The sequence below is a fragment of the Thauera butanivorans NBRC 103042 genome, from assembly GCF_001591165.1.
In the GTDB taxonomy this organism is placed as follows: Bacteria; Pseudomonadota; Gammaproteobacteria; order Burkholderiales; family Rhodocyclaceae; genus Thauera; species Thauera butanivorans.
The window spans coordinates 57,638-72,009 of the sequence record NZ_BCUG01000023.1 but is presented as its reverse complement, the minus strand read 5'-3'; the positions used below and the strand labels follow the sequence as shown (position 1 = coordinate 72,009).

Here is a 14,372-nt window from a genome sequence, read left to right as displayed (position 1 = left end):
AAACGGCATATTCCCGCCGCTCTCTTTCCCACTCCTCATTTTTCACTCCTTGTGCATGTGGATGCGCCGACTTTCCGGCTGGTTGATGGAGAAGCAATCAGTGAAGGCCGCTCCAGGCACTGAAAATTCAGACTTCCTGAAGCCGAGGTTCGGCGCCACTCAGAATGGGCTTTTCATCGCTGCCGAAAATGAAGTCTGGGCGGAATACATAGATCACTGCAGGCATGACGAAGAGCGCTGACATCGCTGAAATACCGAGCCATATCGCCATGAGCAGGCCCATTTCCGCCTGGAAGCGCAGCGACGAGGCCCACCACAGCAAAGTGCTGAGGATCAGGACGCTGGCCGTGACCAGAACCCCCATGCCAGCCGAGTGAAGTGAAGTCCGGATGGCCCCTTCTGGAGTGTTCCCGATCGCGATTTCTTCCTTGATCCGGTCCGCGACGTAGAACGCGTAATCCACTCCCAGCCCGATACCCAGCGCGGCAACCGGAACAGTATTGATGCTCATGCCGATTCCTTTCCACGCCATGAAAGCAAAAGTGAGCGTATTGGAGATGATCACCGGAACCATGAACAGCATGCCGGCAACCGTCGAACGATAAACTACGGTGCAAATTATCATCAGCACCAGCAATGCAAGCGCGATGCCCTCGATCTGGCTGGCAAGAATGACCTCATTCATTGCTGCGGTGATTCCGATCAGGCCGCCCGCCAATTGCCAGTCGCCACTGGACAAGGGGTTGTCAGCGATGAACTCCTTGATTCGTGCCATCGCCGTGCGAATCGTCTCACCCTGGCGGTCACGGAACATCAGCGTCACCGCCCCATTGGCTGCCTGGCCATCAACGAACCGATCCATGTCGCCCGGCTCGGACACCGACTCCAGGATGGCCATCAGGCTGCCATTCACCGACGCATCGACGCCAAGTTCTTCGTAACGCGGATTGCCCTCACGAAGGGTGCGATTCAGTACCGGCACGACATCGGCAATGGAAATCGATCCGCCTATTTCCGGCTGCACCTCCATGAATCGCTGAAAGCGATTCATCGCCTGCAAGGTTTCCGTGTTCTTGACCAGGCCCTCCTGACCATCCTTGCCGACAACGACGAACAGCCGATCGACCCCATCGAAGCGATCATTGATTGCGGAAGAATCCTGGTTATAGACCGCTTCGGGCCACAGGATGGGTGACCCCGGATTGGCATCACCGACCTTGAGCTTGAACGCGTACCAACCCGATCCGAGCAATACCAGCACGCTGCAAACCACGACTACATAACGGAAGCGGCTCAGCGCCATCCACAGACCGAAATCCAGCACCTTGCGCAGCATGGGCGCCAAGTCGAGTCCATGTACGGTGCCATGCGGCCGCTTGATCCAGGACAGCAGTACCGGAGTCAGAATGACTGCGCTGATGGTCAAGGTCATGACCCACACAACAGAAAGCAGTGTCAGTTTCTGAAGCATCGGGATTGGGCTGAGCGCCACGACGGCCATGCATCCCGCATCTGCAACGACGCCCACCATACCGGGGCGAAACAGATCTGCGAGCGAGATCCGGGCGGCATGCGCGGATGTTTCGGAGCCCTCGGCGATATGCTCGAGTTCATCGTCGAAGCGATTGACGATCTGAACGGAGTGCGAAACCGCGCGCGAAGTGATCAGCATCGCAACGACGATGACCAGCGGCTCGAAATGGATTCCCAGCAAGTTACAGATGCCCAGGGCCCAAATGGCGCTGACGAGACCTGCAAGCAGTGGAAGTATCACGCCACGCCAGGTCCGCAGCAATAGAAACAGCATCGCCAGCGTCACCCCCAGAGCGACCGCCACCAGTTTCATCGTTTCGGGCAGGTAATGCTCCACCCAGCCATAGAGAATCGGGGCACCAACGACGCGCACACCAACTTTTCCGTCCTCGACCTGCCTGGCCAATGCATTGATTTCCTCGAAGACCTTGGAGTAATTCACCTCCCGATCGATGAAGTCGACGGTGACCAAGGCTGCCTGCAGATCTTTCGATACGTATGGCCCATAGACCAGCGGGTTGCGCAAGACTGCCTGCTTGAGGGCAGCGATCTCTTCGGCGCTTGCCGGCAGATCGGGCCACATCAGCGGCCTCGTCTCGATGCCGTCGGTGGAGGCACGCACCTCCTTCAGCTTCTTGGATGCGAGCGAGATGATCTGAAAAGGGTTTACCGCCGACACTTCACGCAGACCGAGCGTGATCGTTCGTACTTTTTCCAGAACCTCCGGATCGAAGATGTCTCCCTGCTCAACTTCGAGCATGATGGTGACCATGTTCGACCCACCAAAGGTGTCCTTGAATTTCTGATGAGTTTTCACGTATTCATGGCGTGACGGAAGCATGTCTTCGAACACGGTGCGCACTTCGATGTGCAATGCGAACCAGCTCAGCGCCAAGCTTATGAGCCCGATGAGGCCCGCCACCAAGGCACGCCGGCGAATACAGAAAACGGCGATTCTTTCGATCATGGTATTTTCATCTCTGAAAGGGAGTTGGGCGGGAAACGGCTCGGTGACGTTCCGAACCGAGCGTTCAGTGCCCGAGGATCATCCAGCGCTGGCCGTTCCAGCGCCCGATGTTGGCGCCGACGAACCATGCCTCTTCGCCCGCAGGCAGCACGCGGGTGTGCCAGGCGAGATCACGTTCATCCACGCGGCCGGCGCGCCACTCGAGACCTTCCGGGTCGCCGCCGATCCACGTGCCCAGCGCTCCTGCACCCAACCAGCGCTGGTTTTCCTCATCCCACGCAATGTCGAACAGGTGATCGTGGGTTCCGGCGCCTGCGCGCTCCCAGGTCATGCCCGCGTCGCGTGTAACGAGCACCACACCTTCCAGGCCAACCGCAACGCCAGAGTTCTCGTCACGGAATGCAACGCCCATCAACGAACTATCGACAGGGGAGACCGGCTCCTGCCAGGTGATCCCGCCGTCGCCACTCACCAGGAGACGCCCGAATTCCCCGACCACGACAATGCGCCCACCGGGAAGCAAGGCGGCGTCATTCCAGGCGACATCTTCCTCATCACGCAATCGTGACCAGGTAGCGCCATGATCGGCGGTCAGCAGGATGGCTCCCATCTCCCCGGTGGCAATCGCCCTCCCACCGGGCGCAACCTGTACCCGAGTCAACTTGTTTGCGATCTCCGAGCGCGGAACGCCCTCGATCTTCTGCCAGGCCTTGCCGCCATCCCTGGTAACCAGGACAACGCCTTCGTTACCCACCGCCAGCGCGTTGCGCCCATCCCAAACCGCAATATCCTGCAGTGTCTTCTCCGTCGGCGTGGCGAGACGCACGACACTTCCAGTACCGTCGATCCAGACTATCTTTCCGCCGGATCCCGCGACCCAGATACCGCTTTCCGGTGCCGCAGCGACACCGAAGAAATGATCGCGCCGCTCCATGACCGGCGGCAGAACAGTCCCGCCAACCGGCTGTGGCTTGATGAACAGGCCAGCCCAAAGCAGCGTGGCGATGATGATCCAGGGCACGCTGGAGACCGCGAACTTGGTCGCCTTGCCAATGAAACCGGCGCCAGCGGAGGCCGTGTGGGTTGGCGGCTGCGTAAACGCCGGCTCGGCAACAGAGGAGATCCGATCCATATTTCTAAAGCCCATTTGATTGGTGCCGCACTGCAAAGGCAGGTCAATTTGATGCGCATCAAAATTAACTTCCGCCGGATATGGCAGCTATCCGGCAAGTGCACTCACTGTCCTTCCGCCGCACCCGTTTTCAGACACTGCAAACACCGTCCAGGCAAAGAGCTGGCGATCCTCCGCCATCACTCAGAACTCTGCGTTGCCGGGATAAGTTCTTCGTTTTTCGGATACGAGTCGATCTGCTCCGCAGACGTAAGCTGTGCCGCGCGATCACAGCAAGGAAATTTTGCCATGACCCAGCCCAGCCCTATATCGACTGAAAAGCAGACAAGCCGCTTCATGCAGATCAATCTCCACGGCGTCCAATATCGAATTCATTTCAACGACACTGGAGGCGACGGCCAAGCCGTCATAATGCTCCACGGCTCCGGCCCCGGCGCGACGGGCTGGGCCAACTTCCAGCGAAATGTCGAGGCTGCATCTTCAGCCGGCTATCGGGTAATCCTCATGGACTGCCTCGGCTGGGGAAATAGCGATCCAATAGTGTCAACTGGCTCCCGCTCTCAGCTCAACGCAGATACGCTCAACGCACTCCTGGACGGCTTGCGGATCGCATCGGCACATTTGATCGGAAACTCGATGGGAGCCCACAGCGCCGTCGCATTTGCCCTGTCCTATCCACGAAGGGTCGAGAAGTTGATCTTGATGGGCGGCGGAACCGGCGGCGCAAGCATGTTCGTACCCATGCCGACGGAGGGCATCCGGTGTCTCAACGCGGTTTACCGGAATCCGACACTCGATAATCTGAAGCGGATGATGGACATCTTCGTATATGACCCAGGCAGCCTGACCGAGGATTTGCTCCACACCCGCCTGACCAACATGCTCGGGAATCGCGCTCATCTGGATAATTTCGTGGCCAGCCTGCAGGCCAACCCAAAACAATTCCCAGACCAGGGAAACCGGCTTGGCGAAATCGCTGCACCCGCATTGGTCATTTGGGGAAGAGAAGACAGATTCGTCCCCGTTGATCTTGGCATGCGGCTGATCGCCGGAATACCGAACGCCGAAATGCACATATTCAACCGCTGCGGCCACTGGGCCCAATGGGAGCACGCGGATAGTTTCAACAGCCTTATGCTGTCCTTTCTTGCCCGGAGCAATGCAGTTCAATGTCACGGGTAGCTTCAGCCATACGAAGTGGGATGAGCATCGCCAGGCGAGACGCCATATGCACATCGTTTTCCGAGGCAGTGCCTATCCCCTGCTTACGATAACGCGCCCAGCCAAGGGACGACCGAACCTGCCGCCATCGTCGGCCTGATGGATATACTTCCGAACGAAGTCGCCCTTCGATTTCGTCAGTGAGACGGACATCCGTGCCGCAAGCGATCAATCTGGGCGGGGATGCGCGCCTGTGTTGCACGCGGCAACCGCAGGAACGCGCTCTACCGGACGGGTTGAAAGTGCAGCGGCCATCATCACTGCGCCGACCAACGGCGCACCGGCGTCACACCACCGTGCTGCTGCGCATCGTCGCCTCGCTTGTCGCCTGCGGCGTGGCGCGCGGATCCAGGCAGAGCGGGATGCATGGGCGGCCGAGCGCGCCCAGATCGAGGCGGAACGCGACGAAGCCATCCGGCTGGCTGACGCGGTGACGGCCGATCTGGACGAAATGCGGGAAACGGTCAGGCGGCTGCAGGCCGAGAATGCGGCCAAACTGCTCGAACGGGCGCGCTGGATGCAGTCACTGCTGCTCGACCGCATCCAGTTGGTCAGCTACAACCGACGCGAGATTCAGCGACTCGCTGATGAGGGACGCATCTACGCAACACCGCACTGGCGGGCCGGCAAGTATCTGTACCTGATCCACCCCAGCCAGGACGGCGAGCGCGTGCGCGAATACATCGGCGCAGCCCCTGCCCGCGTCGCCGAGGCCCTGAAGAAGCTCGAGAACGCGAAGAACCATGATGCGCTTGAGGCAGAGACAACGCGGATCGAACGCACGCTCGACGCGGTGCATTACCAACTGGAATCGATGATCCGTGACCTGGAGCGCCTGGCGCCGTTGGACTTGGTGACGGCAGCCGCTGCACCAGGTGCGAAACTGTCGCCATCAGCCGCGGTCGATGGTGACAGCGGAGCGCGACCAGGTAGGGAATCTGTCACCAATGGGCTAGACTCCGCATTGGTGACAAAACCCGCGATCGAGCAGCTGCATTTGTCACCAATTTGAGGAAAACAGAATGTCCGCCATCACCTTCGATACCCTGAAGTACGTCGAGCGCCTCACCGCCGCAGGCCTGCCCGAGAAGCAGGCCAAGGCGGAGGCGGAAGCCTTGCGCGACGCCCTGGGCGATCTGGTCGAGATGAAAAGCCTGGCTACGAAGGAAGACATTTCCACCACGAAGCTCGAACTCAAGAACAGCATCGAGTCGCTGCGAAGCGAGATGCATGCGATGAAGGCCGACATCATCAAGTGGAACATCGGCACCATCCTTGCCGCCGCTGCACTGGCCGTGGCCATCGCCCGACTGATCCCCTGATTGGTGACAGCGCCCACGTCGGCCGAGCCGGCGCCAGCGTTCCAACGTCACCACCTGTCACCAAAAAGGCCCGGTTCCGGGCCTTTTGCTTTCTCCATCAGCTTGCTTCCGCCTGCAGGAACAGCAGAATTTGAGATCGGGCATTCGAGCCCGAGCGCGAGAAGTCGAAAGGAAGCCAGGACAGGCCCAAGCGGGTCGAGGTTTCGCGCGTCTCATCGAGGCCGGCCAGCGCCACGACTTCCCCGGGGCGCAGATCGATCACGGTCGAGGCCGAGCGCTTCATCATCGTCGGCGAGTCGATGCCGCTGGTGGTGGTGACGGCGAAGGAGCTGATTTCCTGCGAGACCTTGGCCACGATCAGTTCCTCGAAAATACGCGGCTCGACCGTGAGCTGTACGCCGGCAGAGCGGTAGCCGCCGATGCGCACGCGCACCGTCACATCATCGTCGCGCTCGCCCAGGCGACGCGAGGCGAGCACGAGCACCGTGGCCGGCGATGAATACTCGTCCGGCACCGGCAGGATGATGAGGTTTTCCCAGAACTGGCTATTGCCTTGCGGACGGCGGTAAAGCTGCAGGCGTCCCTTGATGGTGGCTTCGCCGATCGGAAGCGGCTTCTTTGCGGGCAGTTCCGCGACTGATGCTGCTGCTGCGTTTGCGCTCATGACATTCCCCTATGACATCGTTTTCAAGTGACAGCGATGCGAACGTAACCATGCGGCAACAACGTTATCAAGCGGCAACAGCGGACGTATGTTCCCCCCGTCCCGATGGAGAGAGCCATGAACACTCAGGAATACCTAAAGGCAGCGAAGAGGAAGCTAGAGGCAAAAACAAACGCCGAACTCGCGCGCGCGCTTGGATTGAGCCGGCCGGCTCTTACGCGATACGACCAAGGAGAGCAGCGGGTAATCGACGACTACACCGCCGCCCGCGTTGCGGAGCTGCTCGATATCGACGAATTGGAAGTCATCGCCCAGGCGAACGCCGAGCGGGAGAAAGACACGACCAAGCGCGCGTTCTGGGAGCACAAAGCAAAAGCGGCCCGCCAGAGAACTGGAGGACCGCTTGGAATATGGCGCGCCCGAGACGATTCGAACGTCCGACCCCTGCCTTCGGAGCAGACTACCCATTTTGGGTATATCTGTAGGCTCAGAAGGGCTCTAGGCGCTGCACTGCGGCAGCTCCCTGGCTGGGGGCGAGGTGAGCATAGATTTCTGTTTGCGTGATGCACGCATGCCCGAGCAGTTCCTTCACGACGTAGATCGACTCCCCCTTCATCACCAGCCAGCTTGCGAACGTATGGCGCAAGTCATGGATTCTGAAGTTCTCGATTCCGGCGCGCTTGAGCGCTGATGTCCATGCGGTCTTGAACGTGGTGATTTTTCCCCGTTCCCAGCCGAATACCCACGGCGTTTGCAATTCCCTCTCCTTTTGCCAGTCTGCCAGCGTGCGTAGCGCTTCGATCGCTCCGGCGTTCAGCGGTACGAGCCGGCGGCGCCTTCCCTTGGTGTGATGCGCTTCGAGCAGGAAGCAGCCCCGTTCGAGATCGACGCGGCTCCATTCGAGGTTCAGCAGCTCGCCACGCCTGCAGCCGGTGTTGAGTGCCAGACGGATGAACACTGCGAGGTGCGGCCGGGGCGCATCGCGTTCGGCTTCCTTCACCAGGCTGATGGCTTGCTCTCGTGTGATCCAGCGCACGCGCGGCTCGGGCTTGGCGAGCCGCAGGCGGGCGACCGGGTTCGGCAGGTCGTGGAGATCGTATTCAACGCGAACGAAGTTGATCGCTGCGCAGAAGAGGCGGAGTTCTCGCCTCACCGTCGAGAGCTTCACGCCGGCATCCAGGCGGGCATTGATGTAAGCCCTGATCTGGATACGCCTGAGCCCCGCAAGCCGTTTGCCCTGGAAATGGGTTTGCAGGTGCTTGAGGGTGTATCTGTCGCGCTCGGAGTCTTGTTGCCGATGTCGGCGGGCCGCCAGGTATTCGGCTATGGCTTCGTCGAATGTCATGCGTATATGTTGCCATCGGAACGGCAACGACTTCCATTGGTGACAGATGGCGCTGTCCTGGCGCTCGATCTGTCACCAATGGAAAAGCCGCCCGCCCCTGCGGGGCTTCAGTCAGAGGCCGGACAAGTCCGGCCTGAGCCTGCCTGCCATCGCTCCGACATACGGTTTCCTGCCGCCGCATCGCCGTCGCCCCTGTTTGGCGACCAGTACCGCCCCGAGTCGGGGTGTCAAGGCAACCCGCTTCGCGGGCGCGCAAGCGCGACCTTGACACCCCTTTGTCGGGTCGGTCCAGGACGCCAAGGGCGACGGCGATGCGGCGGACGGTGGTAACCGGAGGGCGCGGAGTGAAGGCAGGCAGGAAGTTCAACGCCGGGCTCAAGCTCCACGGCCCCGGTGGTTTCAACGGCAAAACCTTTCGGGAGTTCAGGCGGTGGCGGTGAATGGCCTGGCTGAAACCGGGCCGAGTATTACGATTACGTAATTACGTTATTACATTACATTTTTACATTACGGAGTGAATCATGGCGATCACGAAACAGGACGTGTGGCGGGTGGCGAACGAAATCAACGCGGGCGGAGAGAAGCCGTCCGCCGTCGAGGTTCGGAAGCGCCTGGGCACCGGGTCATACACGACGATCACGGCCGCACTCAAGGAATGGGTCGAGCCGGAAGCCAGCGACGGCGACGAACTGGCGCCGGTACCGGCTGAATTCGAGGATCGGATCGTCCAGGCCGGGGCGGACCTGTTCGCGATCGCGATGCGGATCGCGGGCGAGCAGTTCCAGGCAGAGCGCGATGCATGGGCGGCCGAGCGCGCCCAGATCGAGGCCGAACGCGATGAAGCCATCCGGCTGGCTGACGCGGTGACGGCCGATCTGGACGAAGAGCGGGAAACGGTCAGGCGGCTGCAGGTCGAGAATGCGGCCATCGTCGAGGAACGGGCGAAGGCCTACGCAATAGCCGAAGAACGCGCCAGAACGGCGCAGACGGCCCGCGAAGAGGCGGATGCATCCCGAGGCATGTCCGAGCGCCTGAAAGGGCGCATAGAGGCCCTGGAGGCTGTTATTGAGCGCCTGCAACCCACCACACACCCCGAGAAGCCGACGGCGAAGAAGGCGAAAACGGGAAATGGTGACAAATCGAGCACCAGGACAGATCCTTCTGTCACCAATCCGGAGGGCTGATCATGGATGCGGCAAAACTGCTCGAACGGGCGCACTGGATGCAGTCACTGCTGCTCGACCGCATCCAGTTGGCCAGCCACAACCGGCACGAGATTCAGCGGCTCGCAGATGAGGGACGCATCTACGCAACGCCGCACTGGCGGGCCGGCAAGTATCTGTACCTGATCCACCCCAGCCAGGACGGCGAGCGCGTGCGCGAATACATCGGCGCAGCCCCTGCCCGCGTCGCCGAGGCCCTGAAGAAGGTCGAGAACGCGAAGAACCATGATGCGCTTGAGGCAGAGACGGCGCGGATCGAACGCACGCTCGACGCGGTGCATTACCAACTGGAATCGATGATCCGTGACCTGGAGCGCCTGGCGCCGTTGGACTTGGTGACGGCAGCCGCTGCACCAGGTGCGAAACTGTCACCATCAGCCGCAGTCGATGGTGACAGCGGAGCGCGACCAGGTAGGGAATCTGTCACCAATGGGCTAGACTCCGCATTGGTGACAAAACCCGCGATCGAGCAGCTGCATTTGTCACCAATTTGAGGAAAACAGAATGTCCGCCATCACCTTCGATACCCTGAAGTACGTCGAGCGCCTCACCGCCGCAGGCCTGCCCGAGAAGCAGGCCAAGGCGGAGGCGGAAGCCTTGCGCGACGCCCTGGGCGATCTGGTCGAGATGCGGAGCCTCGCCACGAAAGAGGACGTCAACATCCTCCGGGCAGAGATCGAAACCAAAATCTCCGACGCAAAAGCCGACATCATCAAGTGGATAGCCGGGCTGCTGCTCGCCCAAGCCGGATTAGTCACCGCGCTGGTCAAGCTGATCAGCTAATTGGTGACAGCGCCCACGTCGGCCGAGCCGGCGCCAGCGTTCCAACGTCACCACCTGTCACCAAAAAGGCCCGGTTCCGGGCCTTTTGCTTTCTCCATCAGCTTGCTTCCGCCTGCAGGAACAGCAGAATTTGAGATCGGGCATTCGAGCCCGAGCGCGAGAAGTCGAACGGGAGCCAGGACAGGCCCGAGCGGGTCGAGGTTTCGCGCGTTTCGTCGAGACCGGCCAGCGCCACGACTTCACCGGGACGCAGATCGATCACGGTCGAGGCCGAGCGCTTCATCATCGTCGGCGAGTCGATGCCGCTGGTGGTGGTGACGGCAAAAGAACTGATTTCCTGCGAGACCTTGGCCACGATCAGTTCCTCGAAAATGCGCGGCTCGACCGTGAGCTGTACGCCGGCAGAGCGGTATTCCACCGCCTGCACCGGATTGCCCGAGCGATCGACGACGGTGGATCCACGCACCGGCACTTCCGAGCCGACCATCAGGCGCGCGATCTGGCCATCGAGCACGCGCAAGGAAGGTTCGGCGACGTAGCGGAAGCGGGAGTCGCCTTCGACCGCCGCAAGGATGGCATCAATGCTCACGTTCCTGAACGAGATCGAGGCGCCACCGGAGACCGAGGTCGCGCCAAAGCTCACGCCAAGCTTGCCTGACAGCAGATTGAGCACGCCCGTCAGCGACATCGAGCGGTCATCGGAGGTCGTGACCTCGATCATGGCCGCCCGCAGGCGGACCGCCATCGGCGCAACGTCGGCCGCCCGGAGCGCATCGGCGACGCGGTCGCGCAACGCCTCTGGCACCGAATACACGACGGAATCGAGCATCAGGCCATCGGCCTGCAGCACCGAAGCGCCGGCGAAGCGAGCCACGACCGCGAGGAAGTCGGCCGAGCGGTAACGCGGTCGCCAGACCTCGACCGCGGCAGCGGTATCGAAGGCCAGCACAGGCAGCGGCGACACCTCCGCGGCAGAGGTAATGACCGGCGCCACGTCGGCCACGGCGCCGCCAGCGGCCGGCGCTGCGCCTCGCTGTTCCAGGAAAATCACGCCTTGCCGCTCGATCAACGCCACGCCGTGCGCCTCGAAGACAGACGACAGCAGCGCCACCGCCTTGGCGTCGTCGATGTCGGATACCGCGAGCGTCACCAGTTGCGAGGACTGTGACACCGATGGCGCCATGACGTAATCGCGCTTGAGCACCTGGCCGAACACGGCATGCACGAACTGCGGCAAGGGCAGGTCGCGGAACTGGAAGGACACGGCGAACGCCGAGTGCGCGAAGGCCAGGCAGGCCATGCCGGCGATCATTTTCTTTCGCGAAACCATACGCCCCCCACTTGATAGAGCACGCCAGACGGATCGAAACGCGAGGCTTCGACCGGCGCGATACGGCCATCCGACAACGATACGGCCATCCCGCTGGCCGACGAAATCACCCCATTGACGTGCACCGAGGCCTCGATCCTTTCCGACTGGACGGCAGCGGCGGGCGCCGGATCGCCGTCCGACAGCCAGGACGCCATGAAGCCGCCGAGCACGCCGACCATCGCCCCGAGGACGAAGGCCGACAGCGCCACGCCCCGGTACATCTCGATTTTTTTCATATGCCTTCCCTTCAGGTGCCAGGCGGGCAGGTAGCTGGAGACGCCTTGCTGCCCTTCGGCGCTGATCTTCTGCAGCGAGTCGTACATGGCGCCGTATTCCGTGCCGGAGAACCACAGCACGTGCATGACCGGCGCTTGCGGCAGGAAGCCGTAGCGGAAGGTGACGACGTGGGCGCGCGGCAGCTTGAGCGGCTTGCCGGTGATGAACTTCGCCACCGCGCCGACCACCGGCACCGTGAGCTTGTCCGCACGCTTGGCGCTGGCATGCACGTCGCACAGCGCATCCCGAATCTGGGCATCGACCAGGCGCGGATGCTGGGCGATCAGGATCAAATCCCAGCCGAACTTGCGCGAGTGCAGCAGCCAGGAAATCAGCAACTTGCGATCCTTGGCCTGCCAGTCGCGCGAGTTCAGGAAGGTACCGACCTCATCGAGCACGATCAGGCCGTTACGGCCTTCATCGACAGGATTCGGATTGCCCGGCGGCAACAGCTCGAAGTCCGCCGCCGTCGGGTGATCCGGCAGGCGCCAGCACACGAGACGCGACCAGGGCCGCGCCATCTTGTCGAGGCGGATGTCCATGTTCGTGGCAACCGGCCGGCCCTGGCGCACATAGTCCGCCATGAGCCGGCAGGCGGTGATGGATTTGCCGGCGCCTCGCTTGCCGGACAGCAAAACCGCCTCGGTCATGACGAAGCCGTGATCATCTGCATCATCTTCATCTTGTAGCGATACACGAACGCGCCCACGTCGGCCGACAGGCAGGCGGCGATGCAGACATCGGCGTTATCAGGCCACAAGGCCCAGAAGCCCATGAGCAGGTATTGGTTCGAGATCGCGCCGACGACGCCAGTCACCAGCAGCTTGATCGACAGATAGAAGGTCGTGGTCATCGCCAGGCCGGTCGCGACCAGCGTCAAGGCCATCGCGGTCTTGCGGGTGAAGTATTGAGCGAGCCAGGTAAAGAGACCGCCGAAGATGGAAATGAGGAACTGCGCCAGGTAGGTCATGACATGCCCCCGTTGGAATTGGCGAACTTGCGCCAGACGTAGAAGACGGTGAAGAGGCCGAACAGCCAGCCGATGATTTCGCGCACGGTGCCGAGCTTGTCGCAGATGTCGAGCTCGTATGAACCGCCCAGACCCGCCGCCGGGCCGTGTGTGATCGCCGGTTCGAATACCAGCGCGGTGCATTCAAGCTGCACACCAGGCATCAGTGACGGCAACCAGTCCCAGCCGACGCCGATATCCGAATCGGCGAAGTCCCCCAACGCATCCGAGCGGGCATCAATGGCGGAGAGCGCATCATCCAGTCCGGTGCCGGCATCGGCACCAGCGAAACCGGAATCATCGATTTTGCATGCTGGCTGACCTGTTCCGCCGCATGTTCCGCCCGAGTTTCCACCAGAGCCATTCCCGGTCCCGTCCCCGTCGCCGGCTCCGCCGTCGCCGGGGCCGGTTCCGGGATCGAGTACGTTGTTGTACGTTCCGCCGTCGAGTTTCATATCGGCACCGTCCGGCCTGATGGAATAGCCGGTCGTGATGACGCGATTATCGGAATCGGTTTTGTTTTCCGTGACGGCAACGAAACCAGAGGGCAGAACCTCGACGGTGGCGGTGTGATCGCCCTGCCCCATTTCCAGCTTTGTGACAGTCTGAGGCCGGCCATAGCAATCCGGGTCCGTCAGATAGGTGTGCTGACCGATTCCCGCTCCATGCTCCAGGTAATTGGCTGGATCGATGGCAAGGCGCTTTCCATCGGCGTCGTAGATATAGGCACACACGCCGTCGGATTGCTGCGCGATTCGCCCATCATCGGGATTTGGTTCCTCGCACGATTGCGAGCCGCCATTGAAATAACCGTAACCAGGCGGGCAGCCGCCGAACTCCGGCAGCGAGGCGCCATCGATACTTGCAACATTGTGCGGATCGATTTTGACGACGGTGCTATTGAACGTGAACATGAGATAGCGGCCGGCCGACTCATGAACCCAGTCGCGCTCATTCCGCAAACGTGTTCCGACGTTCTCCGTACAACCTTGTCCGACGGTGCATCTAAAGACGTTGCGCAACTGACTTTCCGAGCCTTGATATTGCGTGTTATTCGCCCACGACGTAACAGCCGATGGACTGGCCGGCACCGCGTAATTAGGCAATATCTGGATTTGGCCCGGCGAGTATTCGGAACTGTACGAACCAGGCGGAACGATCACAACCTCGCTTTGATCGAAACGCACGGAGACTTTCCGGGACGGCAAAGCAGAAGGCGGCGGCGGTGATGGCTGGAAATGCAACCAAGCGATCGCAGAGCCAACGAGCGCAATGGCCGCAGCGTAAGAAGCCGCCAAGGTGCCACTTTCAAACACGAGAGCCACACCAGGCAGGAGCGCGATCGGAAAGAGCGCAAAAACGAGACCAGGCACGAGTGCGGCCAAGAGCGCGCCCAGCACTATCACGCGGCGCATCACAGCCACCCGAGCATACGGCCGAGAATGGCCAAGACGGACCCGACCAGCAGGCCGGTAGCGATCGCGAGCCGGAAATCGTGGTTTCCCATTTTTTACCTCAATCAAAT

Annotated in this window: 15 protein-coding genes; 7 read left to right on the top strand and 8 right to left on the bottom strand. The window is 61.2% G+C overall.

Annotated elements, in window-relative coordinates:
• Window positions 1-127: 127 nt before the first annotated feature.
• Together TBU01S_RS11345 and TBU01S_RS11340 are read right to left on the bottom strand one after the other, a co-directional pair.
• Entirely contained in the window at window positions 128-2,500 is a 2,373-nt protein-coding gene (locus TBU01S_RS11345; RefSeq protein WP_068636756.1) for an efflux RND transporter permease subunit, read from the bottom strand.
• Window positions 2,501-2,564: 64 nt separating this feature from the next.
• Window positions 2,565-3,632, bottom strand: a complete 1,068-nt coding sequence (locus TBU01S_RS11340; RefSeq protein WP_068636779.1) for a YCF48-related protein — start codon at window positions 3,630-3,632, stop codon at window positions 2,565-2,567.
• Between the two features lie 288 nt (window positions 3,633-3,920).
• Between TBU01S_RS11340 and TBU01S_RS11335 the strand changes: the two genes are divergently transcribed.
• The 3 genes from TBU01S_RS11335 (at window position 3,921) to TBU01S_RS11325 (ending at window position 6,175) form a co-directional block, all read left to right on the top strand.
• A complete protein-coding gene (locus TBU01S_RS11335) occupies window positions 3,921-4,814 on the top strand; it encodes an alpha/beta fold hydrolase (protein WP_068636755.1) in 894 nt (297 codons plus the stop codon).
• Between the two features lie 235 nt (window positions 4,815-5,049).
• Window positions 5,050-5,865 (top strand): hypothetical protein, encoded by an 816-nt coding sequence (locus TBU01S_RS11330; RefSeq protein ID WP_157659132.1) that lies wholly within the window; start codon window positions 5,050-5,052, stop codon window positions 5,863-5,865.
• A 10-nt stretch (window positions 5,866-5,875) separates the two neighbouring features.
• Window positions 5,876-6,175, top strand: coding sequence for a coiled-coil domain-containing protein (locus tag TBU01S_RS11325; RefSeq protein ID WP_068636753.1), 300 nt, complete (start codon window positions 5,876-5,878; stop codon window positions 6,173-6,175).
• Between the two features lie 97 nt (window positions 6,176-6,272).
• Here TBU01S_RS11325 and TBU01S_RS11320 read toward each other — a convergent pair whose 3' ends face one another.
• Window positions 6,273-6,839: a secretin GspD/PilQ domain-containing protein gene (locus TBU01S_RS11320; protein WP_068636752.1), complete on the bottom strand. Its 567-nt coding sequence runs from the start codon at window positions 6,837-6,839 to the stop codon at window positions 6,273-6,275.
• Between the two features lie 105 nt (window positions 6,840-6,944).
• Here TBU01S_RS11320 and TBU01S_RS25095 point away from each other — a divergent pair, with 105 nt between their 5' ends.
• Window positions 6,945-7,403, top strand: coding sequence for a helix-turn-helix domain-containing protein (locus TBU01S_RS25095; protein WP_369404203.1), 459 nt, complete (start codon window positions 6,945-6,947; stop codon window positions 7,401-7,403).
• On the opposite strand, the gene TBU01S_RS11315 is transcribed toward TBU01S_RS25095, so the two are convergent.
• Window positions 7,327-8,184, bottom strand: a complete 858-nt coding sequence (locus TBU01S_RS11315; protein WP_083953577.1) for a tyrosine-type recombinase/integrase — start codon at window positions 8,182-8,184, stop codon at window positions 7,327-7,329. The two genes, TBU01S_RS25095 and TBU01S_RS11315, sit on opposite strands and share 77 nt — an antisense overlap.
• 521 nt (window positions 8,185-8,705) lie before the next feature.
• On the opposite strand from TBU01S_RS11315, the gene TBU01S_RS11310 reads away from it, so the two are divergent.
• Genes TBU01S_RS11310 through TBU01S_RS11300 form a run of 3 tightly spaced genes read left to right on the top strand, consistent with a single transcriptional unit; the run spans window position 8,706 to window position 10,190 of the window.
• Window positions 8,706-9,368 carry a DNA-binding protein gene (locus TBU01S_RS11310; RefSeq protein WP_068636751.1) on the top strand — a complete coding sequence of 221 codons (663 nt, stop codon included), beginning with the start codon at window positions 8,706-8,708 and terminating at the stop codon, window positions 9,366-9,368.
• A 2-nt stretch (window positions 9,369-9,370) separates the two neighbouring features.
• Window positions 9,371-9,901, top strand: coding sequence for a hypothetical protein (locus TBU01S_RS11305; protein WP_068636750.1), 531 nt, complete (start codon window positions 9,371-9,373; stop codon window positions 9,899-9,901).
• A 10-nt stretch (window positions 9,902-9,911) separates the two neighbouring features.
• Window positions 9,912-10,190, top strand: a complete 279-nt coding sequence (locus TBU01S_RS11300) for a CCDC90 family protein (RefSeq protein ID WP_068636749.1) — start codon at window positions 9,912-9,914, stop codon at window positions 10,188-10,190.
• A gap of 97 nt (window positions 10,191-10,287) precedes the next feature.
• On the opposite strand, the gene TBU01S_RS11295 is transcribed toward TBU01S_RS11300, so the two are convergent.
• The 4 genes from TBU01S_RS11295 to TBU01S_RS11280 are packed head-to-tail and all read right to left on the bottom strand — an operon-like array spanning window position 10,288 to window position 14,262.
• Window positions 10,288-11,502 (bottom strand): type II secretion system protein GspD, encoded by a 1,215-nt coding sequence (locus TBU01S_RS11295; RefSeq protein WP_068636748.1) that lies wholly within the window; start codon window positions 11,500-11,502, stop codon window positions 10,288-10,290.
• The gene (locus TBU01S_RS11290; protein ID WP_068636747.1) at window positions 11,499-12,488 is read right to left on the bottom strand and encodes a zonular occludens toxin domain-containing protein; all 990 of its coding nucleotides are present in this window, start codon (window positions 12,486-12,488) and stop codon (window positions 11,499-11,501) included. The genes TBU01S_RS11295 and TBU01S_RS11290 overlap by 4 nt, the downstream gene beginning before the upstream one ends.
• Window positions 12,485-12,808, bottom strand: coding sequence for a DUF5455 family protein (locus TBU01S_RS11285; protein WP_068636746.1), 324 nt, complete (start codon window positions 12,806-12,808; stop codon window positions 12,485-12,487). Before TBU01S_RS11285 ends, TBU01S_RS11290 begins: the two co-directional genes overlap by 4 nt.
• The gene (locus TBU01S_RS11280) at window positions 12,805-14,262 is read right to left on the bottom strand and encodes a hypothetical protein (protein WP_157659131.1); all 1,458 of its coding nucleotides are present in this window, start codon (window positions 14,260-14,262) and stop codon (window positions 12,805-12,807) included. Before TBU01S_RS11280 ends, TBU01S_RS11285 begins: the two co-directional genes overlap by 4 nt.
• Window positions 14,263-14,372 lie beyond the last annotated feature (110 nt).

What these genes read in the sequence shown, in the direction of transcription:
- TBU01S_RS11345 (WP_068636756.1), bottom strand. Translation starts at nt 2,500, where the DNA reads ATGATCGAAAGAATCGCCGTTTTCTGTATTCGCCGGCGTGCCTTGGTG.
- TBU01S_RS11340 (WP_068636779.1), bottom strand. Translation starts at nt 3,632, where the DNA reads ATGGATCGGATCTCCTCTGTTGCCGAGCCGGCGTTTACGCAGCCGCCA.
- TBU01S_RS11335 (WP_068636755.1), top strand. Translation starts at nt 3,921, where the DNA reads ATGACCCAGCCCAGCCCTATATCGACTGAAAAGCAGACAAGCCGCTTC.
- TBU01S_RS11325 (WP_068636753.1), top strand. Translation starts at nt 5,876, where the DNA reads ATGTCCGCCATCACCTTCGATACCCTGAAGTACGTCGAGCGCCTCACC.
- TBU01S_RS11320 (WP_068636752.1), bottom strand. Translation starts at nt 6,839, where the DNA reads ATGAGCGCAAACGCAGCAGCAGCATCAGTCGCGGAACTGCCCGCAAAG.
- TBU01S_RS25095 (WP_369404203.1), top strand. Translation starts at nt 6,945, where the DNA reads ATGGAGAGAGCCATGAACACTCAGGAATACCTAAAGGCAGCGAAGAGG.
- TBU01S_RS11315 (WP_083953577.1), bottom strand. Translation starts at nt 8,184, where the DNA reads ATGACATTCGACGAAGCCATAGCCGAATACCTGGCGGCCCGCCGACAT.
- TBU01S_RS11310 (WP_068636751.1), top strand. Translation starts at nt 8,706, where the DNA reads ATGGCGATCACGAAACAGGACGTGTGGCGGGTGGCGAACGAAATCAAC.
- TBU01S_RS11305 (WP_068636750.1), top strand. Translation starts at nt 9,371, where the DNA reads ATGGATGCGGCAAAACTGCTCGAACGGGCGCACTGGATGCAGTCACTG.
- TBU01S_RS11300 (WP_068636749.1), top strand. Translation starts at nt 9,912, where the DNA reads ATGTCCGCCATCACCTTCGATACCCTGAAGTACGTCGAGCGCCTCACC.
- TBU01S_RS11295 (WP_068636748.1), bottom strand. Translation starts at nt 11,502, where the DNA reads ATGATCGCCGGCATGGCCTGCCTGGCCTTCGCGCACTCGGCGTTCGCC.
- TBU01S_RS11290 (WP_068636747.1), bottom strand. Translation starts at nt 12,488, where the DNA reads ATGACCGAGGCGGTTTTGCTGTCCGGCAAGCGAGGCGCCGGCAAATCC.
- TBU01S_RS11285 (WP_068636746.1), bottom strand. Translation starts at nt 12,808, where the DNA reads ATGACCTACCTGGCGCAGTTCCTCATTTCCATCTTCGGCGGTCTCTTT.
- TBU01S_RS11280 (WP_157659131.1), bottom strand. Translation starts at nt 14,262, where the DNA reads ATGCGCCGCGTGATAGTGCTGGGCGCGCTCTTGGCCGCACTCGTGCCT.